Source organism: Bradyrhizobium sp. Pa8 (assembly GCF_052588265.1).
In genome coordinates this window covers 2,223,673-2,247,267 of record NZ_CP176767.1, presented here as the reverse complement: position 1 = coordinate 2,247,267, position 23,595 = coordinate 2,223,673, and the positions used below count along the sequence as shown (strand labels likewise).

The following is a 23,595-nucleotide window of genomic DNA, read 5'->3' as shown; positions in this document are numbered from 1 at the left end:
GCAAAAAAGCAGAAGCAGCCGAAGACCTTCGTGCGATTGCAACGACTGATCATTGCAACCATGCCTCCGAGAATCGCGCTGCGCTGCCGTACAATGCGGAACAATTGTTAATTGCGGCTGTATTTTACCGGTGTCGAATACGGAGAAGCCGACGAAGACACCACCGTATTCCGGACATCAAGCGGTGACGCGCGCGATCGATGTCGTCATCCCACCGCGCCGCCATGGCAGGTCCACGCGCATGCGCGTGGACCTTTGCTATTGCGGGTCCCGCCGGTCAGGCGGCGTGGACCGAATTCAGGAACTTCGCGACTTCCTGCTTCAGCCGGTTGCTGTCTGAAGACAGCGAGCGCGCCGCCGAGAGCACCTGCGAGGAGGCCGAGCCGGTCTCGGACGCGCCGCGCTGGACGTCGCCGATATTGATCGAGACGCGCTGCGTGCCATGGGCGGCCTGCTGGACGTTGCGGGAGATGTCCTGCGTCGCCGCGCCCTGCTCTTCCACGGCGGCGGCAACCGCCGACGAGATTTCCGAGAGCCGTTCGATCGTACCGCTGATCTCCCGGATGGAGCCGACCGACTGCTCGGTCGCGGCCTGGATGCTCGAAATCTGCTGGCCGATCTCGCCGGTCGCCTTCGCGGTCTGCTCGGCGAGCGCCTTGACCTCGGAGGCGACCACCGCAAAGCCGCGGCCGGCCTCGCCGGCGCGCGCGGCCTCGATGGTGGCGTTCAGCGCCAGGAGGTTGGTCTGGCCGGCAATCGTGCTGATCAGCTCGACCACGTCGCCGATGCGGGCGGCCGCCTTGGACAGCTCGCCGACGCGCTCATTGGTCCTGCTCGCCTGCCCGACGGCCTCGTTGGCGATCCGGGCGGATTCCTGCACCTGGCGGGCGATCTCGGTGACCGAGGAGGACAGCTGCTCGGTCGCGGACGCCACCGCCTGCACATTCGCCGTGGCCTCCTGTGACGCCGACGCCACCTCGGTCGACAGATTCTGCGCGCGCGTCGCGGTCGCCGTCAGGGTGCCGGCCGAAGCCTCCAGCTCGTTCGATGCCGACGACACGGTGTTGACGATCTCGCCGACCGCCTGCTCGAACTGGTCGGCGAGCCGGACCATGTCGGCCTTGCGGCTCTCCGCCTGCCGCGCCTCGGTTTCGGTCTGCTCCGTGCGCAGCCGTTCGGTGTCGATCATGTTGGTCTTGAACACCTCGATCGCCTTGGCCATGTCGCCGATCTCGTCGGCCTTGCCGCGCCCGGGAATCTCGATGTCGAGATTGCCGCCCGCCAACAGCCCCATTGCGCGCGTCATCGACGTCAGGGGACCGACGATGCTGCGGGCGATCAGGAAGGCAACGATCAATCCGAACAGGGTGGCAAGGCCGCCCGCGATCGTCTGCACGGTGGTCGTGCCGTCAATCACGGCTTCGGCCTGGCTGCGCGACTCCTTGTAGTCCTTCTTCAAGGCGGCTTCCGCGACCTTGAGCTTGGCGATGCTGTCGACGATGAGGGGCGCGAGGCTCTTGTGGTAGATCTCGTCGGCCTGGAGCATCGCGGCCGACGTCGTCTCGAACGCGGATTTGTAGATTCCGAGCGAGGTCTTCACCGGCGCGAGCGTGGTCCGCAATTCCGCCGCCTGCGGGCTCTTTTCGAGCGCCGAGAGGCGCTGCGACGCCCTGTCCACATTGGTTCTGAAGTTGGCGGGCCCCTTGCTGTCGCGCAGGGCCAGGAAACGCCAGTTCGCGATCTGGACGAGAAGGAGCCTGGATTCGAGGTCCGCGACGAGGGCCCCGGTGTCTTCGTCGACGGCTGCGCGCGCCACATCGACCAGCTTGCCCATCTTGACAGTCAGCTCGTCACCGCTCGGCAGCAGCGTCGCCTTGCCGGTCCGCGCCTCATTGACGGCGTCGCCGAGATTGTCACGCAGGCTTCGCATTTTCGCGATGTCGGCGATCAGATCGTTGTAGAGCTTCCGCCGCTCCTCGGAGAGCGTCCCCTGCGCCCCGACCTTCAACAGCTCGGTCGCCGCGGTCTCCCGCTCTGCGGCCTCCTTCATTGCGGGCTCGCTGGCGTCGTAGATGTAGCGCAGATTGGCGCGCTGGATCGCCTGGAGATGGGTCGAGACCTCCAGGACCCGCGCGGTGCTGTCCGAAAACGCCGAAGCCTTTGCGACCTGGTCCTGCACGGACCGCAAATTCCAGATGGCGACCACCGCCATCACGAGACCAACAGCCACCAAGGCCATGAAGCCCGCGTACAGGCGCCCCCTGATCCGCAAACGAAAGTTCGGCATTCCCACTGTCCACCCAGGTGCATGTGAATTCGGGCGGACGAACGACCCCGGCAATCGTCACGGCCACCCCCGGCAGCCGCGAGTCGCTTTTCGGCCCCCACGCTGCACCGCGGTACAATGAGGGACACTCGTTAATTGAACCTTCCGATTTTTCGCGCATGTGTGCGCCGGCCCGCACAAAACCTGCTGATTTTATCGGCAGTTGCGCAGGTTTCGGCGCAAAGCCCGCAGCCGCATGCAGGAGCGCTGCACGCATTTGCCGGGATCGATGTCTATTGGGCGACCGTCCCTTGCAATTTGCCGAGCGCGTTCTCGACGACTTCCAGCGTGTAGGGCTTCTGGACCACCGGCGCGGACGCCAGCTCTTCCGGGATCGGCGCGCGCTCGCCATAGCCGGTCGCGAACATGAAGGGCACGCCGATCTCCTTCAGCTTCTCGGCCACCTTGATGCTGCTCTCGTTGCCGAGGTTGAGATCGAGCAGCGCAAACCCCGGACGCGTGCGCTCGATCGCGCGCAACGCCTGGTCGACGCTCGCTGCAGTGTCGACATGGCGGGCACCGAGATCGAGCAGGATGACTTCCGCCGCCATGGCGATGATCAGATTGTCCTCGACGATCAGTGCCGTCTCGGAAATTCGCGGACGGGCGGGTTGCTGCTCCTCGACGCGCATGGCGGCTCCTGCGATTGATGGTACCAGTTCGACGAAATTGGGCGGGATGACGAATTTGGCCTGGACACCCAGCAGGTCGAAGCGGATTTCGGCTTCGCCCTTGAGGTCGAACGGCACCGAGCGCTCGATGATGGTGGTGCCGAAGCCGCGGCGCGACGGCGGCTGCACCGGCGGCCCGCCGCTCTCCTTCCACTCGATCTCGAGGCTCGAATTCGGATCGAGCCGCCAGACCACCTCGACCTGGCCGGTGGAATCTGCGAGCGCGCCGTATTTGGCGGAATTGGTCATCATCTCGTGCACGACCAGCGCCAGCGTCGCGAACGCCTTGGGATCGAGCGCGACGTCGGGCCCGCCCATCTTCACGCGGCCGGCGCGCGCGCCGAGATAGGCGCCGGCCTCGGACTCGACCAGCGAGCGCAGCGCAACCGGCGCCCAGTTCAAATTGGTGATCTGGTCGTGGGCGCGGGCCAAAGCCTGGATGCGGCCGCCGAGCACGCCGGCGAACTCCTCGACCGAAGTCGCAGTGTCCTTGCTTTGCGCAACCAGCGCGCGGACGAGGCTCAAAATGTTGCGGACGCGGTGATTGAGCTCGGCGATCATCAGCTCCTGCCGCTCCTGCGCGCCGCGACGCTCGCGGGCGGCAAGGTCGGACAGTTGCAGGATCACTTCGAGCAACGTGACGCGCAGGCTCTCGGCGATGCGGATGTCGGCCGTGGACCACGGTTTCGACTGGCCCGCCACCGTTTCCTGCCAGAGCTCAAAGCTCTTGCGCGGCGTCAGCCGCGGTCCGTTCGGACCCTCGTCATAGACCTTGTCGGGCGCGCCGGCCCAGTTCACCGAGCGCACGACCTCGCGCCGGAAGAAGATCAGGCAGTCGCGCGGGGTCCGCGAGATCGGAATGGCGAGAAATCCGGCCGCGCGGTCGCGAAAGGACTGGCCGGCAGCATAGACCTTGGCAATCTCGGCACTGGCGAAAATCCGTCCCGGCGAGGTCCGATTGATGAAGGCGACCAGCTCCTTCACCTCGTCCTCGGTCGGCGTCTGGCCCTGAAGCGTGATCTTGTTGTCGGACCACACCGCTACGCCGTCGCAATCGATCATCCCGCGATAGTCGCCGAGGAAGTCCACGATCGCGCGCCGGCTGTGCTCGTGCGAGGCCGCGGTCTCGATCAACCGCTCCTGCACCTGGTGAGCGCGCATCTCATAGGCGACATCGCCCTCGCGCTCGCGCCCCTCCACGATCCAGGAGAACATCTGCCCGAACAGCTCGGACGCGGTACGCTTCTCGAACGAGATGTAGCGCGGCGAATAATGATGGCATGCGAACAGGCCCCACAGCTTGCCATCGCGCAGGATCGACACCGACATCGAGGCCCCGACGCCCATGTTGCGCAAATATTCGATGTGGATCGGCGAGACCGAGCGCAGAACGCTCATGGAGAGATCGAGCAGCCCCGCATTGTGCGTGGCCGTCGAAAACAACGCGGCTGGTGTCGAATTGATATCGGCGATGATGCGCAGCCAGTTGCGCTGATAAAGGATGCGGGCCTGTTTGGGGATGTCGGAGGCCGGATAGTGCAGGCCGAGGAACCGTTCGAGGCCGGCTTCCGCAGCTTCAGCGATCACTTCGCCCGATCCGTCCGGGTGAAACTGATAGACCATGACGCGGTCGAATCCGGTCAGGACCTTGAGCTGGCGCGCCGCCTCGCGGGCGAGCTCGGTCATGCCGCGGGTCTTGCGGATTCGCTCCAGCATCAGGCGGACGAGCTCGCCGGAATTGACGCCGGGCTCGTCCACGCTGGGCTCCGCCTCGATGACCAGATAGGCGCCGGAGAAGTGGATGGAGAGATCGTAAATCGGCTTGCCGGGCTGGAGCTCGACACCGAACATGCGCTCGGTCGTATCGGGGCCGCTGAGATGATCGACGCGTTTGCGAATGGTCTCGACGGCGGCTTCCGAGATGACGCGCGACAGCGGCTGCTGGAGCAGGTCGGAGACGTCGGTCCCGAGAAAGCCGCCGACATTGTCGGAGGCCATGCAGATGGTGAAATCCGACAGCACCGTGAGCAGGAAGCCGAACGGCTGGACGCTGCCGGGGATGTGGATCGGCTCGCGATCGCAATTGGTGAGATTGACCGCCTCGTTCATGCGCGGTCCGCCGCCTGCTCGAAGGCCGCGAAAGCGACACGTGCCGACTCGATCGTCTCGTCCTCGTCGCATGCCTCGTCGTCTTGAAGCTTCGCCAGGAAGCTCTGCCAGAGCCGTTTGCCCGCGCCATGGCTGAGATAGGCGGTGGCCTCGCCGATGCGCGGATCGCCCGCATCGGCGACCGCCTTCAGCAGAAACTTTGCGCCGAGACGGGAGCCCTCCAGAACATACAACGTGCCGAGCATGCCACTCCGCGTCAACGGCGGCACGGACACGGTGGATTGCGCGGCGCTGCCGAGCTGCGCGAGATCGGCCGCGATCGCGGCGCTACGCTCCCGCTCCAGCCAATCCGGAAACATCTTGGCGACGCCAGCCTGCACAAGGGCTGCTTCGAGCGGAAGAAGTGCGCCGGCGCTGGCTTGCAGGAAGCGGCGGTAACCGGACAGGACTGTGAGATCAAACGACGAAAACTGCGCATCGAGCTCCCGGTGCGCATTCGCAGTCGCATCTCTCAATCGTTCGCGGAGTCCGGGAAAGCTGCGGCCCACCCGTGTTGAAACGTCCGAAACCCCAGCCAGCATGAAATTTCCCAAACGCGCGCGATGCCGGGGCGCGATTGCCCCCGAACCGAGCAAACGCCCGGCGGAACCCGAAGGTTCCGCCGGCTACGATAAAATGGGAGGCAGGCGGCGCCTGGATCTCGTCCGTTTGTCTAATTCCGTCGCACCGGTCTCCTCAGTTCGTACGCGATCTCCGCCCGGGTCATGCCGCAGTCCTGAAGCTCCCGGTCGCTCATGGCGGCGAGCTGATATCGGGCCCGGGACCGTTCGCGCCTGATACGAACGATCGCTGCCAACCTGCGCCAGATCGCCACGACCATCGCCGACCGGGGTCGACGACACCAGTCGGCGGACGAGATGGTCCTCAATCCGGTCAGCTCGCAGCCCTCACGGGCGTCTGCGGAAACGGACCGAGCGCCTTCTCGGTCAGGGTCGAGTCGCAATACTCCCGGATCTCCTTGATCTTTCCGTCCTCGAGGCGAAACACCAGGCAGTAGTCGTTGTCATAACGAACGCCCTCGGGCGTGACGTTGTCGCCCTTGGCTTCCACCACGACGACGTCGCCATCGGCGATGAAACGGTGAGCCACGGTGCGGGTCCGGTCGCGCAAGCGGGTGCGCACGTAAGCGTGCAGATCGTTGAGGATCGCCTCCTTGCCGGTGAAGGTGCGCGACCAGGAATACTGGCCGGTCACGACCCATCTGGCATCGTCGGCAAGGCTTGCGACGAACAGGGCCCGGTCGCGCGCGGCCGGATCGGGATTGGCGGCGGCGGCGAAAATATCCTGCATCAGTTTCTTGTTGGCGCTCGCGCTCATGGCGGCATCTCCGTTTGGTGGCAACACGGAGATCATCCCTGCCGGATAAGAATTCTTCAAATCGATAGTGGATATGATATCTATTCGCCTTATGAATTTGAATTCGCTTGACCTCAATCTCCTGACCGCGCTCGACGCGCTGCTGCGCGAGGCCAATGTCAGCCGGGCCGGGCTTCGGATCGGGCTGTCGCAGCCGGCCGCGAGCCATGCGTTGCAACGCCTGCGCGACATCTTCGGCGATCCGTTGCTGGTGCGCACCGGCGCGCGCATGGAGCTGACGCCGCGGGCGCAAGCGCTCCGCGCACCGCTGGCCCAGGCGCTCGACCAGGTGCGCGGGCTGTTCATACCCGACGACTTCGACGCCGCGCGCAGCGAGCGGCAATTCCGCCTGATGATGCCGGATCTCGCGGTCGAGCTGCTGATGCCGCCCTTGATGGAGAAGGTGACGCGGGCCGCGCCCAACGTCCGCATCGACGTCGTACCGTGGCGGGGCCCCGCGATCTTTCACGCCGAGTTCGCCCGCACCATTGACCTCGTGATCTCGATCGGCAATGCCTTCAAGGGCTTTCACCGCCAGTTGCTCTACACCGACAGCGACGCGCTGGCGGTGCGGCGCGGCCATCCCATGGCTGCGAAGCTGAAGCGGCGCGAGACGTTCCTGGCAGCACGCCATGTCGGCGTGATCATCCGCGGCCAACCGGAGGATCTCATCGACACCTGGCTGCGGACGAAGGGCATCGAGCGGCACATTTCGCTGGTGGTGTCAGGCTATCTCGAAGCGCTGCACGTCGCCGCCCGCACCGACCTCGTCGCCTTCGTGCCGCGCCGGCTGATCACGGCGCTGTCGAAGCAGTTCGGCCTCGTCGCGGTGACGCCGCCGCTCGATCCCGGGATCGACGAGCAGTTCATGTTCCATCCGACGCGGGCGCAGATGGATCCGGGCTCGATCTGGCTCAGGCGGCTGATGCTGGCGACGGGGCGGGAATTGGAGCAAGCCAAGCGCAAGCTCTCGTAGGGTGGGCAAAGCAAAGCGTGCCCACCACTTCTTTCATAGCGCGGATAGATGGTGGGCACGGCGCTTCGCGCCTTTGCCCACCCTACAAGAACCCTACGCCTTCTGCGCGTCCATCACCTTGCGCACGGCGGGACGGTCGGACATGCGCTTGAAGTGATCGGCGATCTTCGGCGTGGCATTGATGTCGACGCTGTCCCCCTCGAGCCAGAGCGAGAGCGTGTGGAGGTAGGGATCGCAGATCGTGAACTGGTCGCCCATCACCCAGGGACCTTTGAACATCTTCTGCTCGATCAAGGAGAAGCAGGCGCCCATGGTCTTCGGCACCATCGCCTTCATATCGGCGAACGAGCTCTCCTGCGTCGCCCAGCGCGCGCCGCGCATCTTGTGGGCATGGTTGATGTGCGCGGTCGAGCAGAGATAGGAGTTGAACGACTGCACCTGGGCGAAGTCGAAGGGATCGTCGAGCGGGGCAAGCTTCGCCTTGGGGAAGGTCTGCGCGATGTAGGCCAGCATCGCAGGTGTCTCGGTCAGCACGCCGCGATCGGTCACCAGCGCCGGCACGCGGCCCTTCGGATTGATCGCGAGATAGTCCGGGCTGTTCTGCTGGTTATCCTTGAAGCTCAGCCGTTCAGCCGTGTAGTCGGCGCCGGCCTCCTCCAGGGTCATGTAGGTGGCGAGCGCGCAGGTGCCGGTGGCGTAGTAGAGCTTGAGCATGTCGGACCTCATGGGAAAATTGGAAACTAACGGCTGCGGGCCGCCAGGTCCATAGCACGACGTTCTCCGTGCTTTTGCTCTTCGCAGTTGCCCACCGCCGCCCGCCTGTGCCAAGACGCCCGCAATCGGAGGGGTTTTGTCATGACCGTACTCATCGCCGGTGGCGGCATCGGCGGGCTGACGCTTGCGCTCAGCCTGCACGGAATCGGCGTTCCCGCAAAAGTGTTCGAGAGCGTCGCGGAACTGAAGCCGCTCGGCGTCGGCATCAATGTGCTGCCGCATGCCGTGCGCGAGCTGATCGAGCTCGGGCTGATGGACAAGCTCGACGCCAGCGGCGTCCGCACCCGCGAGCTCGCCTATTTCTCCAAGCACGGCAAGCCGATCTGGAGCGAGCCCCGCGGGCTGGAAGCCGGCTATAAATGGCCGCAATTCTCGATCCATCGCGGCACCCTCCAACAGCTCCTGCTCGACACCGCGATCGAGCGGCTCGGCCGCGAGAATATCCTGACCAGCCACCATCTGACCGGCTGGACCGAGACGGACAATGGCGTGCGCGCCGACTTCATCGACAGGGCGACCGGCAAGGCTGCCGGCAGCTACGACGGCGCGATCCTGATCGCCGCCGACGGCATCCATTCCGCCGTGCGAGAAAAGCTTTATCCGCAGGAGGGACCGCCGATCTGGAACGGCCGCATCCTGTGGCGCGGCGTCACGCCGTCAAAAGCCTTCCTCACCGGCCGCACCATGATCATGGCCGGGCACGAGATCCTGAAATTCGTCTGCTATCCGATTTCGAAGGCGCCGGATGCTGCGGGCAACCATCTAATCAACTGGGTTGCCGAGCGCCACATGCCGCCGACCTATCAGTGGCGGCGCGAGGACTATAACCGCACCGCGCGGCTGGAGGAGTTTCTGCCCTGGTTCGAGAGCTGGCAGTTCGACTGGCTCGACGTCCCCGGCCTGATCAAAAACTGCCCGCACGCCTATGAATATCCACTGGTCGACCGCGATCCGGTGTCGCAATGGACCTTCGGCCGCGTCACGCTGATGGGCGACGCCGCGCATCCGATGTACCCGATCGGCTCGAACGGCGCCTCGCAGGCGATCCTCGATGCCCGCACCATCACGCGGGAAATCCTGGCGCATGGCCCGACGACCGCGGCCCTGCTCGCCTATGAGGCCGAGCGCAGGCCCGCGACCACCGACCTCGTCCTGCTCAATCGCAAGAACGGCCCCGAGCAGGTGATGCAGCTCGTCGAGGAGCGCGCGCCGGATGGTTACGGCGTCGTCACCGACGTGCTGTCGCAGCAGGAGTTGGAAAACATCGCCGCCAATTACAAGCGCGTCGCCGGCTTCCAGGTCGAGGCGCTGAATGCGAAGCCGCCGATCGTGAGCAGAGACGCGAAGCGGGTGGGGGCGTGAGTTAGGGCGCGGACTCACTTGCACGCAGCCAAATGCGTATGGATGCAAGCTTGACGAATGCCAGATAGGTGGCCGCCAGTTTGTCGTATCGGGTCGCGACGCGCCGACACTGCTTGATCTTGTTGAAGAACCGTTCGATCAGGTTGCGCGCGCGACACAGACTTGGGCAAGTGCGTAAACAAACCTGTCCTGATGCCTCGAACGTCTGCTGGAGTGGGGTGGGGAGAGCCGATGCAAGGTCCCTTGATCTATCGCAAGGTGACTCAATGAAAAGGGTCTTTCTTCCGCGCCGGAGGAGTAAGAGGATCGGTCCAGAGCACAGGCTCTGCCGATGGTGAGTGCATCTTGGGACTAATTTTGGGGCAATGAACTGAATCAATCGAAACGCAACAAGTGCAGGCTCGGTTAAACGCGAGGGCTACGCAGTTGCAAGAGAAGCCTAATCAAGTAAGGCTAATACAGCAACGAGGTGCGGCGCTGGTAAATATGGCCGTAGCGGCGCTGATAGTTGCCGCGCTTTATGTAGGTCGTGAAATTTTCGTCCCGATCGCACTCGCTGTCCTCTTGAGCTTTGTACTCGCGCCCTTTGTCATACGACTGCATTCCTGGCGAATTCCGCGCACCGCTTCTGTTCTTGTCGTGGTGTTCTTTGGTTTTGCGATCATATTCAGTTTGGGCGGCCTGATGGTATCGCAGGCAACTCACCTTGCTGCGAGACTGCCTCAATATCAGCGGACGTTGAGCGATAAGGTCGAAAGCATTCGTGGTTTGGTCGGTGGTTCAGGAACGTTGGAGCAGGCATCCACTGTTCTCAAGGAATTAGGGACGCAGCTGCAACATGGGAACACGGCTGACCAACCTGACAACGGTCTTGCGAAGCAAGGACCGGGTAAAGCGATTCCGATACCTGTCGAAGTCAAGCAGCCCGACCCCGGCGCTCTGACGACGCTCGCCAAGATCATCGAACCATTGCTTTCGCCACTCACGACGACGGGAGTCGTCGTGATTTTCGTGGCTTTTATCTTGCTGCAACGCGAAGATCTGAGGAACCGGCTCGTTCGCCTCGCTGGCTCGGGAGATATTCAGCGCACAACTGCAGCCCTTGATGACGCCGGCAAGCGACTGAGTAGACTCTTTCTAACTCAAATGATCTTCAATGCAGTATTTGGATTGGCAATCGGCATAGGCCTTGAGCTCATTGGCGTGCCTTCGGCTCCGCTATGGGGTCTGTTAGCGATGATCTTGCGGTTCGTGCCGTATATTGGTGCACTCATCTCAGCCATATTCCCGCTTATCCTCGCTGCAGCCGTTGGTTCTGGCTGGGAGATGTTGGTGCTGACTGCTCTCTTGTTTGTGGCCTTGGAATTTCTAGCCGGACAAGTGATCGAACCTTTGATTTATGGCCACAGCTCTGGCCTGTCTCCTGTCGCGGTCATCCTGTCTGCATCATTCTGGACCTGGCTCTGGGGCCCGATCGGATTGGTCATGGCAACGCCTCTGACGGTATGCCTCGTCGTCGCGGGACGGCATGTCGAGCGGCTCAAGTTCCTGGAAATCATGCTTGGCGACCGACCTCCGTTGAAACCGCCTCAGCTGTTTTACCAACGGCTTCTGGCCGCTGATCCTCTTGAGGCGGCAGAACAAGCCCATGACTTCCTCAGAGATGCGTCACTTGAGGACTACTGTGACGCTATTTTACTGGAGGGATTGAGGCTCGCGGAAGCGGACCGTCAGTTGGGCCATCTCGACGAAGAGCGATTGAATCGAATTGCTTCAACTGTCCGCGAACTCGTGGCTGACCTGGAATTGAACCACGAGGCAGGAGCGACGGGCGCTCCGTCTATAGACTTGAGCGCGAACCCCGGAGCAGCCATCGCAATTGAACAAACAAGAGCGCAGCTCGAGTTGACCAAGAAGAGCAGCGGAGCGCCTCCTATTCTCTGTGTTCCAGGATCCGACAAACTCGACGAAGCAGCAGCGCTAGTACTGGCCTATTTGCTGCGTCACCGTGGTATCGCAGCGACCGCAGAAGAGGCCGACGCCTTGTCAATGTCGAAATTCGCTTCGCTCGATATGACGGATACGTCGTTGGCGTGCGTTTGCTACGCCGGCCAACCATCTACCGGCAAGATTCAGGCTACTGTTCGCCGGCTTAACAAGAAGAAATTCGACACTCGCATTCTAGTCGCCCTCTTTGGAGCGGAAGGCACCACACCGCCTGTTGACGCGGTCGTTGCTCTTGTTTCCCACGGATCTTTTAGAGCTGCGCTAAGCGCAATCACTCAGGTTAGAGACGAGCCGTGCGATGCTGCGACCGTCGACAACAAAGACGCTGTGTTCAACTAACGAAGGACGAGAGAAGGCTTCCTGCCCCTCACCCCGCCCTCTCCCCGAGCGAGGAAGCGAGAGACAGGTGCTCGTCTCACCGCACCACCCTCGCCGCCTCCAGCAGCCGCTCGCTCGCGGTTGCTGTGGCGAGCACGGTCCCGTCTTCGGCCATCAGCTTGGCCTCGACGAACGCAATCGTCTTGCCGAGCTGCGTCACCGTCGCCTCGGCGACGATCGGCCCCGGCCTGGCTGGGTTCAGAAAGTTCACGGTCATGTTGATCGTGGTGCAGTAAAGCCGGCCCTCGCTCATCACGACCACCGCCGGCCCCATCGTGTCGTCGAGCATGGCCGACAGCATGCCGCCCTGGATGAAGCCCGCCGGGTTGCAGAATTCGGGCTTGCCTTCGAAGCCGAGCTTGATCCAGCCGTCCTTAGGCCGGGCATCGAGCAGGCGCCAACCCAACAGTTCGGCGCAGGGCGGCCTTCGAAAGTTGTCGAGCGCGGTCTTGACCATGCCAAATCTCCGTTTCGCTCTGATAGCGCAGCCCTGCTGCCAGCATAGTGTCAGGAAGGTGCGGCCGGCGAGAGGCCCAGTGCGTGCGCGATCACCTTGCGCATGACGTTGGGCAGCGCCTCACCTGCGAGGGTCGCGATCGGCACCCAGCGCATGCCCTCGGGCGCGCGCGTGCGGGCTTCGGCCTTCGCGGTGTAGACGACCAGCTCCAGCGGAAAATGCGTGAAGACGTGGGTAACGACGCCCAGCTTGCGCTGCCAGCGCGACAACCCTTTCAGCTCCGGCCCCTGCTGCTTCGCCGTCGCCTCGTCCTGGCCGGCCAGCCAATCCGAGCCCGGGACCTCGGTCATGCCGCCGAGCAGGCCTTTTTCGGGCCGGGTGCGGACGAGGAGCTCGTCGCCGCGGGTGACGACGAAAGCCGCGCCACGGCGCAACGTCCCGCTCTTCTTCGGCGCCTTGCGCGGGAAGGTCTCCTGCGTCGCTCGCGCACGCGCCGTGCAATCCTCATTGAGCGGGCACAGTGAGCAGGCCGGCTTCTTCGGCGTGCAGATCGAGGCGCCGAGATCCATCAGCGCCTGCGCGCTGTCGCCGGCGCGAGAGTTCGCGAGCAGTGTCGCCGCCAGTTGCTGGATCTGCGGCTTTGCCTGCGGGAGCTCGTCTTCAACAGCAAAGAGCCGCGACACCACGCGTTCGATATTGCCGTCGACCGGCATGGTGTGGCGGTCGAAGGCGATCGCCGCGATCGCCGCCGCCGTATAGGGTCCGATCCCCGGCAGCGCGCGCAGCCCCTCTTCCGTGTCGGGAAACACGCCGCCGTGCTCGCACGTCACGGCCACCGCGCAGGCATGGAGATTGCGCGCGCGCGAATAATAGCCGAGCCCGGCCCACATCCTTAGCACGTCATCCAGCGACGCCCGCCCCAGCGCCGCGACATCCGGCCAGCGCGCGACGAACTTTTCGAAATAGGGGCCGACGGCTTTCACGGTGGTCTGCTGGAGCATGATCTCCGACAGCCAGACGCGGTAAGGGACCGAGGTCTCGCCAGGCATCGCGCGCCATGGCAGACGGCGGCGATGGCGGTCGTACCAGGCGAGCAGCAGCGTTGGGCGAGCCGATGCCTCCGACTGAATTGGTTCCGACTTGGCCTTGAGGGCAGATCTGGGGCTCATGCTCTCAGTGTAGCGACGTCACGCCAATCTCTCCACGTCATGCCCGTGCTCGTCGCGGGCATCCACGTCTTTCTTCGCAGAAGAACGTGGACGGCCGGGACACAGGCGAGCGGAAGCGACGCCGTCCTTCAGACGGCTATGCCCGGCCATGACGGCGAAACGCCTGTGGCCCGCGCCCCAGGGTGCTATAAGGGTCCATGTCCAAATTCCCTCCCAAACCCGGTCCCATCAGCGCCAAGCCGCTTTCGCTGCTGCTCAACGACGTCTTTGCCGAGGCCTATGCCAAGCAGGGTTTTGCCGCGCGCGAGCTGGTGACGCGGTGGGCGCAGATTGCCGGGCCGGAGATTGCGGCCCATGCCGAGCCTTTGAAGATGCAATGGCCGCGGCCGGTCGAGGGCCAGCCGCAGGAGCCGGCGACCCTGGTGCTGCGGGTCGAGGGGCCGATGGCGCTGGAGATCCAGCACTCCGCCGACGTGATCCTGGAGCGGGTCAATCGCTTCTTCGGCTGGAGCGCGGTCGGCAAGCTCGCCTTCCGCCAGGCCCCCCTGTCGCGCGCCCGGCCGCCGGTCCGGCCCGGTCCGCCGGATCCCAAATCGGTGGCCAAGGTGGCGGAGAGCCTGGGGGACATCGAAGATGAAGAATTGAAGACGGCGCTGGCGCGGCTTGGGGCCGCCATCAAGCGAAATTGAGCCTCATTCCGCCGGTAATCTGGACCCGTCCCTGTCGCTCGCCATTGCCTCAAACTACGTTTCAAGCTAGCGACAGGCCGCCTGAACGGGAACTCAATAGGACCCTTGGGGCGAGACCACATCAATCCGGGAGCCGACCTTGATCATCACCCGCCGCGCCTTCAACACGATGCTGTCGCTGACCGGTCTTGCCGCGCTCGCCGGGCTGTCGCCGCTGCGGTTCATCTCCGAAGCCATGGCGCAGTCGGCCGCCGATGTGGCCAAGCCCGTGTCGCTGCCCGACATGGCACTCGGCCCCAAGGACGCCCCCGTCACCATCACCGAATATGCCTCGATGACCTGCCCGCATTGTGCGGCGTTCAACGAGCAAGTGTTCCCCAAGATCAAGTCGGAATACATCGACACCGGCAAGGTGCGTTACATCTTCCGCGAGTTCCCGCTCGACATCAAAGCCGCCGCCGGCTCGATGCTGTCGCGCTGCATCGCCAAGGACGACGCGCCGAAATATTTCGCGGTCACCGACATGCTGTTCCGCCAGCAGAACGACTGGGTGCTGAAGAACACCACCGAGACGCTGACGCGAATCGGCAAGCAGGCCGGCCTCACCCAGCAGCAGGTCGAGGCCTGCCTGAAGGACCAGGCGCTGCTCGACAAGATCGCCGCCGACCAGAAATACGCCAGCGACGTTCTGAAGGTGGATTCGACGCCGACCTTCTTCATCAACGGCGAGAAGATCAAGGGCGAAGCCTCGTTCGATGAATTCGCCAAGAAGATCAATCCGCTGCTGAAGAGCTGATTTTTCCGCTCAACACCTGATTCGCATCTCGAAAGCCGTATCTTTCCCGGCATAAATCCCTTGGGAAAAGCGGCTTTCGCCGGTTGCCCTCGCGGCGCACCGCGGCCATTGTCCGACCGCATGAGGCGCCTCGCGCGACTCACCCAGAGAGTGACATTGCCTTCCATGGTATTGTCCCGGCAGGGGGATTCGCGCCTGCCAACAGAGATGCGTGCTTATGAAAATCACCCGCCTGCGCCTTCACGGCTTCAAGTCCTTCGTTGAGGCCACGGACTTCGTCATCGAGCCCGGCCTGACCGGCGTGGTCGGTCCCAACGGCTGTGGCAAGTCGAATCTTGTCGAGGCGCTGCGCTGGGCGATGGGCGAGACCTCGTACAAGTCGCTGCGCGCGGCCGACATGGACGCGGTGATCTTCGCCGGCTCCGGCAACCGTCCTGCGCGTAACCACGCCGAAGTGACGATGACGATCGACAACACCGATCGCACCGCGCCGGCGGCGATGAACGACAGCCAGCTGCTCGAAATCTCCCGCCGCATCGAGCGCGAGGCAGGCTCGGTCTATCGCATCAACGGCCGCGACGTGCGTGCGCGCGACGTGCAGATCCTGTTCGCGGACGCCGCCACCGGTGCTCGTTCGCCGGCCCTCGTCCACCAGGGCAAGATCGGCGAGATCATCCAGGCCAAGCCCGAGCAGCGCCGCCGCGTGCTGGAAGACGCTGCCGGCGTCGCCGGCCTGCACGCCCGCCGCCACGAGGCCGAGTTGCGGCTGAAGGCGGCCGAAACCAACCTCACCCGCGTCGAGGACGTGATCGGCCAGCTCGCCGGCCAGATGGAAGGCCTGAAGAAGCAGGCCCGTCAGGCCGTGCGCTATCGCGAGGTCGCGGCCAAGGTCCGCAAGGCGGAAGCAACCCTGTTCCACCTGCGCTGGATCGGCGCGCATGCCGACGTCAACGAATCCGGCCAGACCCATGATCTCGCGGTTCGCGAGATGGCGGAGCGCACTCAGCACCAGGCCGAAGCCGCCCGCATCCAGGCGATCCGCGCCGCCGAAATGCCGGCGCTGCGCGATGCCGAAGCGCGCGCCGCGGCCGGGCTGCAGCGCCTGACCAATGCGCGCGAGCTGCTCGACCGCGAGGAAGAGCGCGCCAAGGAGCGTGTCGCCGAGCTCGAGCGGCGCCTCGCCCAGTTCGAGGGCGACATCTCCCGCGCCCAGCAGCAGACCATGGACGCCGACGTCGCGCTCCAGCGGCTCGACACCGAAGACGCCGAGCTGAAGGAAGAGATCAAGTCGCGGGTCGAGAAGCGCTCCGGCGTCGACGAACGCGTCGGCGAAGCCGAGGCGGTGCTGACCGAAACCGAGCAGCAGTTCGCCGAGCTCACCACCGCGCTCGCCGACCTCACCGCCAAGCGCAACCAGCTCGAAGCCAATGTCCGCACCCATCGCGACAAGCTCGCCCGGCTCGACCAGGAGATTTCGAATGTCGCGGCCGAGGAGCAGAAGCTTGCCGACGAGACCGGCGGCTTCGGCGATCTCGACGAGCTGACCGCAACGGTCGAGACCGCCGAGCAAACGCTGGCTGCTTCGGAAGCCGCGGCCCAGGCGAGCGAAGCCGCCCACGTTGCCGCGCGCCAGACGCTGGAATCCTCGCGCTCGCCGCTGGTCGAAGCCGACAAGCGCGTGCAGCGCCTCGATACCGAAGCGCGCACGATCTCCAAGATCGTCAACGGCGAGACCAAGAATCTGTGGCCGCCGATCATCGACGGCATCACCGTCGACAAGGGTTTTGAAAAGGCGATCGGCGCAGCGCTCGGCGACGATCTCGATGCGCCGGTCGATCCGTCCGCGCCGATGCGCTGGACCAATGCCGGCGTCACCGACGGCGATCCGGAGCTGCCCGAGGGCGTCGTGCCGCTCGCGAGCCACGTTCAGGCGCCCGCCGAGCTGGCGCGCCGCCTGGCGCAGATCGGCGTGGTGCCGCGCGAGCGCGGCGCCGAGCTGGTCTCGCAGCTCAAGACCGGCCAGCGGCTGGTCTCGCCCGAAGGCGACGTCTGGCGTTGGGACGGCTTTGTCGCCGCGGCTCACGCGCCGACTGGCGCGGCACGGCGCCTTGCCGAGCGCGCCCGCCTCGTCGACATCGAGAACGAGCTGGAGCAGGCCCGCATCGACGCGCAGATCAAGCGTCAGGCGCTGGAGAACGCCGAGTCAGAACTGCAGATGGCTGCCAGCACCGAAGGTGCCAGCCGCGAGGCCTGGCGCGCCGCGCAGCGCGAGGTGAACGTCGCGCGCGAACGCCATGCGACCGCCGAACGCGAGATCAGCCGCCGCGCAGCGCGCAAGGCGACGCTGTCGGAAGCCCATAGCCGTCTCGCCGCCGACCGCGCCGAGGCCGAGGCCGCGTACGAATATGCCGAGGCCGGCATCACCGAGCTGCCGTCGAGCGAGGACACCGAGACCCGTCTCGCCGCCGTCCGCAGCGACATCGAAGGCCATCGCCGCATGGCCGCCCAGGTCCGCGCCGAGGCGCAGGCGCTGGCGCGCGAGGCGGAACTCGCCGACCGCCGCGTGCAGGCGATCCTCGCCGAACGCACCGAGTGGCAGAACCGCAAGGAGAGTGCGGCCTCTCACATCGACACCATCCAGACCCGCATCACCGAGGTCTCGATCGAGCGCAGCGATCTCGAAAACGCGCCCGCCGTGTTCGCCGAGAAGCGCAGCGCGCTGATCACCGAGATCGAATACGCTGAAAACGACCGCCGCATGGCCGCCGACGCGCTCGCCTCGGCTGAGACCGCGATGGCCGAAACCGATCGCGTCGCCAAGCTGACACTCGAAGCGCTGTCGAGCTCCCGCGAGGCCACCGCGCGCGCCGAGGAACGCATGGAAGGCGCACGGCGCCGGCTCGAGGACATCGAGCGCGAGATCCGCGACATGCTGGAGGTCGAGCCGCAGGCCGTTGCCGGCCTCGCCGAGATCGAGCCCGGCGCCGAGCTGCCGCCGCTGCACGACATCGAGGAAGACCTCGAAAAGATGCGCCGCGACCGCGAGCGACTGGGTGCGGTCAACCTGCGCGCCGAGGAAGAGCTGCGCGAGGTCGAGACCCAGCACACCGGCCTCGTCACCGAGCGCGATGACCTCGTCGAAGCCATCAAGCGGCTGCGCCAGGGCATCCAGAGCCTCAACAAGGAAGCGCGCGAGCGCCTCCTGACCTCGTTCGAGGTCGTCAACAACCACTTCAAGCGCCTGTTCGTCGAGCTGTTCGGCGGCGGCGAAGCGGCGCTGCACCTGATCGAGAGCGACGATCCGCTCGAAGCCGGTCTCGAAATCATCGCAAAGCCGCCGGGCAAGAAGCCGCAGACGCTGTCGCTGCTCTCGGGCGGCGAGCAGGCGCTGACCGCGATGGCGCTGATCTTCGCGGTGTTCCTCACCAACCCCTCGCCGATCTGCGTGCTGGACGAAGTCGACGCGCCGCTCGACGACCACAACGTCGAGCGCTACTGCAACCTGCTGCACGAGATGACCGGCTCGACCGACACCCGCTTCATCATCATCACGCACAATCCGATCACGATGGCGCGGATGAACCGGCTGTTCGGCGTCACCATGGCCGAACGCGGCGTCTCGCAACTGGTGTCGGTGAGCCTGGCAGAGGCGGTGGACATCCTCGACCAGAACGTGGCTTAAGCCTCCGGTCGTTCCACACCCATTGACGTCATCATCCGCGAAAGCGGATGATCCAGTACGCCGCGGCCTTTCGGTTGACGGCGCCGTCTCGGAATACTGGATGCCCCGCCTACGCGGGGCATGACGATGAGAATATGATCTCACCCACCCTCCCCGCCGAACTGAAAGCCGCCCTCGACGGCAAGCTTCAGGGCTTCTCCCGCACCGACGCCGCACAGCGCTCGCAAAAAATCTCGACCGCCTATCGCGCAGGCGGCACCTCCGGCACCATCAAATCGGACGCCGATGCGCTCGCCTATGCGCTGGCGCGAATGCCGGCGACCTATGCGGCCGTGGCCGCCAGCCTGAATGCGCTGACCGAGATGGCGCCGGACCTCGCCCCGGAAACCCTGCTCGACGTCGGCGCAGGCCCGGGCACCGCGAGCTGGGCCGCCGCTGAGGCGTTCCCATCGCTGCAAGATTTTACCCTGCTCGATGCCAACGCCACGCTCAGCCGTCTCGCGCTCGAACTGGCGCATGACAGCACGCGGCTCGCTGATTGCCGCTATCTGCCGGGCGACGCCAGCACCAACCTCGCCGAAGCCTCGCAAGCCGATCTCGTCGTCGCGAGCTACGTCATCGGTGAGCTCAGCGAGACCGATCAGCGCAAGCTGGCGGAAGCGATGTGGGCGAAAGCACGCCATGCGCTGGTGGTGATCGAGCCCGGCACACCCGCCGGCTACGCGCGCATCCTCGCGCTGCGCCAGCAGCTGATCGCGCGAGGTGCCTACGTCGCCGCGCCCTGCCCACACGAAAAGCCCTGCCCGCTCACCGCACCCGACTGGTGCCATTTCAGCCAGCGCCTGCCGCGCTCGCAAGCGCACCGCCAGATCAAGGGCGCCGACGTGCCGTTCGAAGACGAGCGCTTCATCTACATCGCTCTGACCCGGACAGCGCCCACGACACGCGCCGCGCGCGTGCTGGCGCCGCCGGATGTCGGCAAGGCCGAGATCACCGCAAAGCTCTGCACGGAGGGCGGCCTCGCCATCACCAAGGTCCCGCGGCGCGACAAGGCCGCCTATGCAAACGCCCGGCGCTGGCGCTGGGGCGACGCGGTCATTGCCGAAAGTTAACTTCGTCGGACACTTTTGCCTTGAACTCGGATGGTTCCCCATTCGACCAAGTCTTACCTTCCTCTGTGCCGGGCTCTCGTCCTGCGCCAATTTGGTCTAGGCTGCGCCCGCCTTCTTCCCCCTTCAGGAGTTCTCCATGTCGACCGGCTGGATCGTTCTCGGCGTCATCGTCGTCCTCGTGTTCCTGGCGTTCAGCGCCTACAACCGACTGGTGGCGCTGAGCCAGCGCGTCGGCCAGGCCTTTGCCGACATCGACGTGCAGCTCAAGCAGCGCCACGATCTGATCCCGAACCTGGTCGAGACGGTGAAGGGCTATGCTTCGCATGAGCGTGGCACGCTCGACGACGTCATCAAGGCGCGCAACTCGGCGATGTCGGCGCAGGGGCCGGCGCAGGTATCCGCCGCCGAGAACCAGCTCTCCGGCGCGCTCGGCCGGCTGATCGCGCTGTCGGAGGCCTATCCGGACCTCAAGGCCAACGCCAACTTCCAGCAGCTCGCCAGTGAGCTCTCCGACCTCGAGAACAAGATCGCGGCGAGCCGCCGCTTCTTCAACAACGCGGTCCAGGAGTACAACACCGGCATCCAGCAGATGCCCGCCGCCCTGTTCGCCGGCATGTTCGGCTTCACCAAGAAGGACTTCTTCGATCTCGGCGCCAGCCGCACCGAAGTCGAGGCCGCTCCGCAGGTGAAGTTCTGAGTTGAGCCGATAGGCCGGCAGGGCATCGCGTCATGGCCGCGTATGGTCTCTACACGCACATCGCCTCGAACAAGTTTCGTTCGATGCTGCTGCTCGCCGGCCTGTTCATGCTGGTCTACGTGCTGGTCTATGCCGGCGCGCTGGTCGCGGAAGTCGTCATCAACAGCAATGGCACTGTCGCCTACTATCTGAACCGCGCTTTCCACGACCTCATCGTCGCCGCGCCGTTCGCGACGATCGCGGCGGCGGTCTGGATCGTCAACGCCTATTTCTTCCACCAGTCGATGATCGATGCCGTGACCGGCGGCCACGACGTCACCCGGCAGGAAGAGCCGCGGCTCTACAATCTGCTCGAAAACCTCTGCATCTCGCGCGGCATCACCATGCCGAAGCTGAAGATCATGGAGAGCCCGGCGCTGAACGCGTTCGCGACCGGCCTCAATCCGCGGCAATATTCGATCACCGTGACCACGGGTCTCCTCAATGCGCTTGATGACAAGGAGATCGAGGCGGTGCTGGGCCACGAGCTGACCCACATCAAGAACGGCGACGTGCAGCTGATGGTCGTCGCCGTCATCATCGCCGGCGTGGTCGGCTTCTTCGGCGAGTTGTTCTTCCGCCTGTTCACGAGCTTGAACTGGAGCTCCGGCTCCGGCGGCTCGTGGTCGTCGGGCTCGTCCTCATCGTCGCGATCGTCCTCGTCATCGAGCGACAGCAAGAGCTCCGGCGGCGGCGCGGTGATCGTGATCATCATCGCGGTCGTGCTGATCGTGGTGGCGTGGCTGTTGTCGCAGGTGGTGAAGCTCGCGCTGTCGCGCTCGCGCGAATATCTCGCCGACGCAGGCTCCGTCGAGCTGACGAAAAATCCGGACGCCATGATCTCGGCGCTGCGCAAGATCGAGAACCACGGCGAGCTGCAGGGCGCGACCTCGGCGGTGATGGAGCTCTGCGTCGACAATCCGCGCGAGGGCTTTGCCGATTTGTTCGCAACCCATCCCTCGGTGCAGTCCCGGGTCGACGCGCTGGTCAAGTTCGCCGGCGGCCATGATCCCGGCCCGCTGCCGCCGCCCGACGAGGCGGACGAGCCTGAGGCACAGGTGGAGCGCCAGGACGGCCCGCCGCCGTTGCGCCAGGGGCCTTGGGACGATGCAGCCGGCTCGGCCGGTCCGCCGCCCGTACCCACCCCCTCCGGAACGGCGGCCGGCAATCCGATGGGTCCATGGGGCCGTCGTTAACGGTGGGATTTTAAGCGACTTGCGGAGGGTTGCGTCGCGATTGGGAAAAACCTCGGAAATTGCCACAACCATAGGCCGAGGATTTGAATTCTCCCTTGTTTCTGCCATGTTCGCGCCCAACAGCAGACTTGGGACATCCTTGGGACATCGATTTGGGGCCCGGCCGATTGCGACCTCGCGATCGGGGGCGCGCGTTAGGGGACAGCAATGGCAAAGCCGGCAGTGGTTGTGGTGGGCGCGGATAAGGGCGGGGTGGGCAAGACCACGGTGTCGCGCACCTTGCTCGATTATTTTTCCGCCAACAACGTACCGACGCGCGCTTTCGACACGGAGTCGCCGCGCGGAACCCTGAAGCGCTTCCACCCCGAGATCACCGAGATCGTCGACATGATGACGACCTCGGACCAGATGAAGATCTTCGACACGCTCAACGCGGCGAGCCCGTCGGTGACCGTGATCGACGTCCGCGCCGGCCTGCTGTCGCCGGCGCTGGCCTCGCTGCGCGACATCGGCTTCCTCGACGCCGCCAAGGCCGGCCAGATCACCTTCGCAGTGTTCCACATCCTGGGCCCCTCGATCGCGTCGCTCGACGAAATCGCCGAGACCGCGGGCTTCATGGGCGGCGCGAAATATTTCCTGGTGAAGAACTTCATCAACGACACCCAGTTCTTCCAGTGGGACCAGGCGACCTACAATTCCTACTTCCACCGCATCAAGGACGCGACCGAGCTGACCATCCCCAAGCTCAACGAAATGGCCTACGAGCAGGTCGAGGTGTCCTCCGTCCCGTTCCTGAAATTCGTCGCCAACAAGGGCATCAACGACGAGGCGGCGAACTATTCCTTCGTGCTGCGCGGCTATGTCCGCCACTGGCTGGCGAATGTCTGGAGCGAGTTCGACCGGATCCGGCTGACCGACATCGTCGGTTCGAAACCCGCCACCCGCAACAGCGAAAAATAGTTGCGGAGCAAGGGCGGATACGGCTGGATTGGGCGGTGAGTTCGCCTGATATAGCTGCCGATGCCCGCGACGCCCCTTTACATCATCTGCTCGCCCCGCCCGCAGGTCGGCAAGACGCTGCTGGCGCGGCTTTTGAGCGAATTTTTGCTGCTCAAGAACGGCGACGTCGCGGCCTTCGACGTCAATCTGAAGGAACCGTCGCTACTCGATTATCTGCCGAAGGTCACCGAAACGGCTGATGTGATCGACACCTACGGCAAGATGCAGCTGATGGACCGCGTCATCGTCGATGACGGCATGGCCAAGGTGATCGACCTCGGCTTCCACGCCTTCGACGAGTTCTTCAAGATGACCGACGAGATCGGCCTGTTGAAGGAGGCCGCGCGCCGCCACGTCGCGCCGATGATCCTGTTCGTCGCCGATACCGATCGCGTCTCGGCCCGCGCCCACGAGATGCTGCGCGGGCAGATCCCTCGGGTGAACCTGATCACGGTGGACAATGAGCACGTCGTGCGCGGCGAGCTGCCGGCCGCGATGGCGACCGGGCGGGTGTTCCGCCTGCCCGCGCTGCCCGGCTTCCTCAAGACCTATATCGACCGGCTGAACTTCTCCTTCACCGGCTATCTGCGCCAGGAGAAGGACGCCTCCACCGAACTGCACCAATGGACCCGGCGGAACTACCTCGCCTTCCGTGAGCTCGAGCTCAGCCTGATCCTGCAACGGTCCTGATATATTTTACCCGGGTAATATTGACGCCGCGCGTCCCTGCCGTTACTGAG

At 64.7% G+C, this 23,595-nt stretch carries 19 protein-coding genes and 1 pseudogene; 11 read left to right on the top strand and 9 right to left on the bottom strand.

Going from position 1 to position 23,595, the window contains the following annotated elements:
• Positions 1-277: 277 nt before the first annotated feature.
• The 5 genes from ACKWRH_RS10215 to ACKWRH_RS10195 form a co-directional block, all read right to left on the bottom strand.
• A complete protein-coding gene (locus tag ACKWRH_RS10215; RefSeq protein ID WP_445220402.1) occupies positions 278-2,287 on the bottom strand; it encodes a HAMP domain-containing methyl-accepting chemotaxis protein in 2,010 nt (669 codons plus the stop codon).
• 272 nt (positions 2,288-2,559) lie between these two features.
• On the bottom strand, positions 2,560-5,106 hold the full coding sequence (locus tag ACKWRH_RS10210) for an HWE histidine kinase domain-containing protein (protein WP_445220401.1): 2,547 nt from the start codon (positions 5,104-5,106) through the stop codon (positions 2,560-2,562).
• A complete protein-coding gene (locus ACKWRH_RS10205; RefSeq protein ID WP_445220400.1) occupies positions 5,103-5,687 on the bottom strand; it encodes a biliverdin-producing heme oxygenase in 585 nt (194 codons plus the stop codon). The genes ACKWRH_RS10210 and ACKWRH_RS10205 overlap by 4 nt, the downstream gene beginning before the upstream one ends.
• Before the next feature lie 131 nt (positions 5,688-5,818).
• Entirely contained in the window at positions 5,819-5,986 is a 168-nt protein-coding gene (locus tag ACKWRH_RS10200; RefSeq protein ID WP_445220399.1) for a DUF1127 domain-containing protein, read from the bottom strand.
• Positions 5,987-6,039: 53 nt separating this feature from the next.
• Positions 6,040-6,483 carry a nuclear transport factor 2 family protein gene (locus ACKWRH_RS10195; protein WP_445220398.1) on the bottom strand — a complete coding sequence of 148 codons (444 nt, stop codon included), beginning with the start codon at positions 6,481-6,483 and terminating at the stop codon, positions 6,040-6,042.
• A gap of 91 nt (positions 6,484-6,574) precedes the next feature.
• Between ACKWRH_RS10195 and ACKWRH_RS10190 the strand changes: the two genes are divergently transcribed.
• Positions 6,575-7,498 carry a LysR family transcriptional regulator gene (locus tag ACKWRH_RS10190; RefSeq protein WP_445220397.1) on the top strand — a complete coding sequence of 308 codons (924 nt, stop codon included), beginning with the start codon at positions 6,575-6,577 and terminating at the stop codon, positions 7,496-7,498.
• Between the two features lie 93 nt (positions 7,499-7,591).
• Here the strand turns inward: ACKWRH_RS10190 and ACKWRH_RS10185 are convergent, their stop codons facing one another.
• The gene (locus ACKWRH_RS10185; RefSeq protein WP_038943450.1) at positions 7,592-8,212 is read right to left on the bottom strand and encodes a glutathione S-transferase family protein; all 621 of its coding nucleotides are present in this window, start codon (positions 8,210-8,212) and stop codon (positions 7,592-7,594) included.
• Between the two features lie 141 nt (positions 8,213-8,353).
• Here ACKWRH_RS10185 and ACKWRH_RS10180 point away from each other — a divergent pair, with 141 nt between their 5' ends.
• Positions 8,354-9,634: a flavin-dependent oxidoreductase gene (locus ACKWRH_RS10180; protein ID WP_445220396.1), complete on the top strand. Its 1,281-nt coding sequence runs from the start codon at positions 8,354-8,356 to the stop codon at positions 9,632-9,634.
• A gap of 1 nt (position 9,635) precedes the next feature.
• Here the strand turns inward: ACKWRH_RS10180 and ACKWRH_RS10175 are convergent.
• Positions 9,636-9,794: pseudogene (locus tag ACKWRH_RS10175) on the bottom strand (IS5/IS1182 family transposase); the annotation flags it as partial.
• Between the two features lie 326 nt (positions 9,795-10,120).
• Between ACKWRH_RS10175 and ACKWRH_RS10170 the strand changes: the two are divergent.
• A complete protein-coding gene (locus ACKWRH_RS10170; protein WP_445220395.1) occupies positions 10,121-11,980 on the top strand; it encodes an AI-2E family transporter in 1,860 nt (619 codons plus the stop codon).
• Positions 11,981-12,056: 76 nt separating this feature from the next.
• Here ACKWRH_RS10170 and ACKWRH_RS10165 read toward each other — a convergent pair whose 3' ends face one another.
• Both ACKWRH_RS10165 and mutY read right to left on the bottom strand, forming a co-directional pair.
• Positions 12,057-12,476, bottom strand: coding sequence for a PaaI family thioesterase (locus ACKWRH_RS10165; RefSeq protein WP_445220394.1), 420 nt, complete (start codon positions 12,474-12,476; stop codon positions 12,057-12,059).
• A 50-nt stretch (positions 12,477-12,526) separates the two neighbouring features.
• Positions 12,527-13,645: an A/G-specific adenine glycosylase gene (gene mutY, locus ACKWRH_RS10160; RefSeq protein ID WP_445220393.1), complete on the bottom strand. Its 1,119-nt coding sequence runs from the start codon at positions 13,643-13,645 to the stop codon at positions 12,527-12,529.
• A gap of 197 nt (positions 13,646-13,842) precedes the next feature.
• Here mutY and ACKWRH_RS10155 point away from each other — a divergent pair, with 197 nt between their 5' ends.
• The 8 genes from ACKWRH_RS10155 (at position 13,843) to ACKWRH_RS10120 (ending at position 23,545) form a co-directional block, all read left to right on the top strand.
• A complete protein-coding gene (locus ACKWRH_RS10155; protein WP_282524350.1) occupies positions 13,843-14,334 on the top strand; it encodes a DUF721 domain-containing protein in 492 nt (163 codons plus the stop codon).
• Between the two features lie 139 nt (positions 14,335-14,473).
• A complete protein-coding gene (locus tag ACKWRH_RS10150; RefSeq protein WP_028158224.1) occupies positions 14,474-15,130 on the top strand; it encodes a DsbA family protein in 657 nt (218 codons plus the stop codon).
• Positions 15,131-15,347: 217 nt separating this feature from the next.
• On the top strand, positions 15,348-18,812 hold the full coding sequence (gene smc, locus ACKWRH_RS10145; protein WP_445220392.1) for a chromosome segregation protein SMC: 3,465 nt from the start codon (positions 15,348-15,350) through the stop codon (positions 18,810-18,812).
• Between the two features lie 134 nt (positions 18,813-18,946).
• The gene (locus tag ACKWRH_RS10140; RefSeq protein WP_445220391.1) at positions 18,947-19,924 is read left to right on the top strand and encodes a small ribosomal subunit Rsm22 family protein; all 978 of its coding nucleotides are present in this window, start codon (positions 18,947-18,949) and stop codon (positions 19,922-19,924) included.
• A gap of 136 nt (positions 19,925-20,060) precedes the next feature.
• Positions 20,061-20,621: a LemA family protein gene (locus ACKWRH_RS10135; protein ID WP_282524354.1), complete on the top strand. Its 561-nt coding sequence runs from the start codon at positions 20,061-20,063 to the stop codon at positions 20,619-20,621.
• Between the two features lie 32 nt (positions 20,622-20,653).
• Positions 20,654-21,856 carry a M48 family metalloprotease gene (locus ACKWRH_RS10130; RefSeq protein WP_445220390.1) on the top strand — a complete coding sequence of 401 codons (1,203 nt, stop codon included), beginning with the start codon at positions 20,654-20,656 and terminating at the stop codon, positions 21,854-21,856.
• A 207-nt stretch (positions 21,857-22,063) separates the two neighbouring features.
• Positions 22,064-22,816, top strand: coding sequence for a hypothetical protein (locus ACKWRH_RS10125; RefSeq protein ID WP_085402523.1), 753 nt, complete (start codon positions 22,064-22,066; stop codon positions 22,814-22,816).
• A gap of 60 nt (positions 22,817-22,876) precedes the next feature.
• Positions 22,877-23,545 (top strand): hypothetical protein, encoded by a 669-nt coding sequence (locus ACKWRH_RS10120; RefSeq protein ID WP_445220389.1) that lies wholly within the window; start codon positions 22,877-22,879, stop codon positions 23,543-23,545.
• Positions 23,546-23,595: the final 50 nt, after the last annotated feature.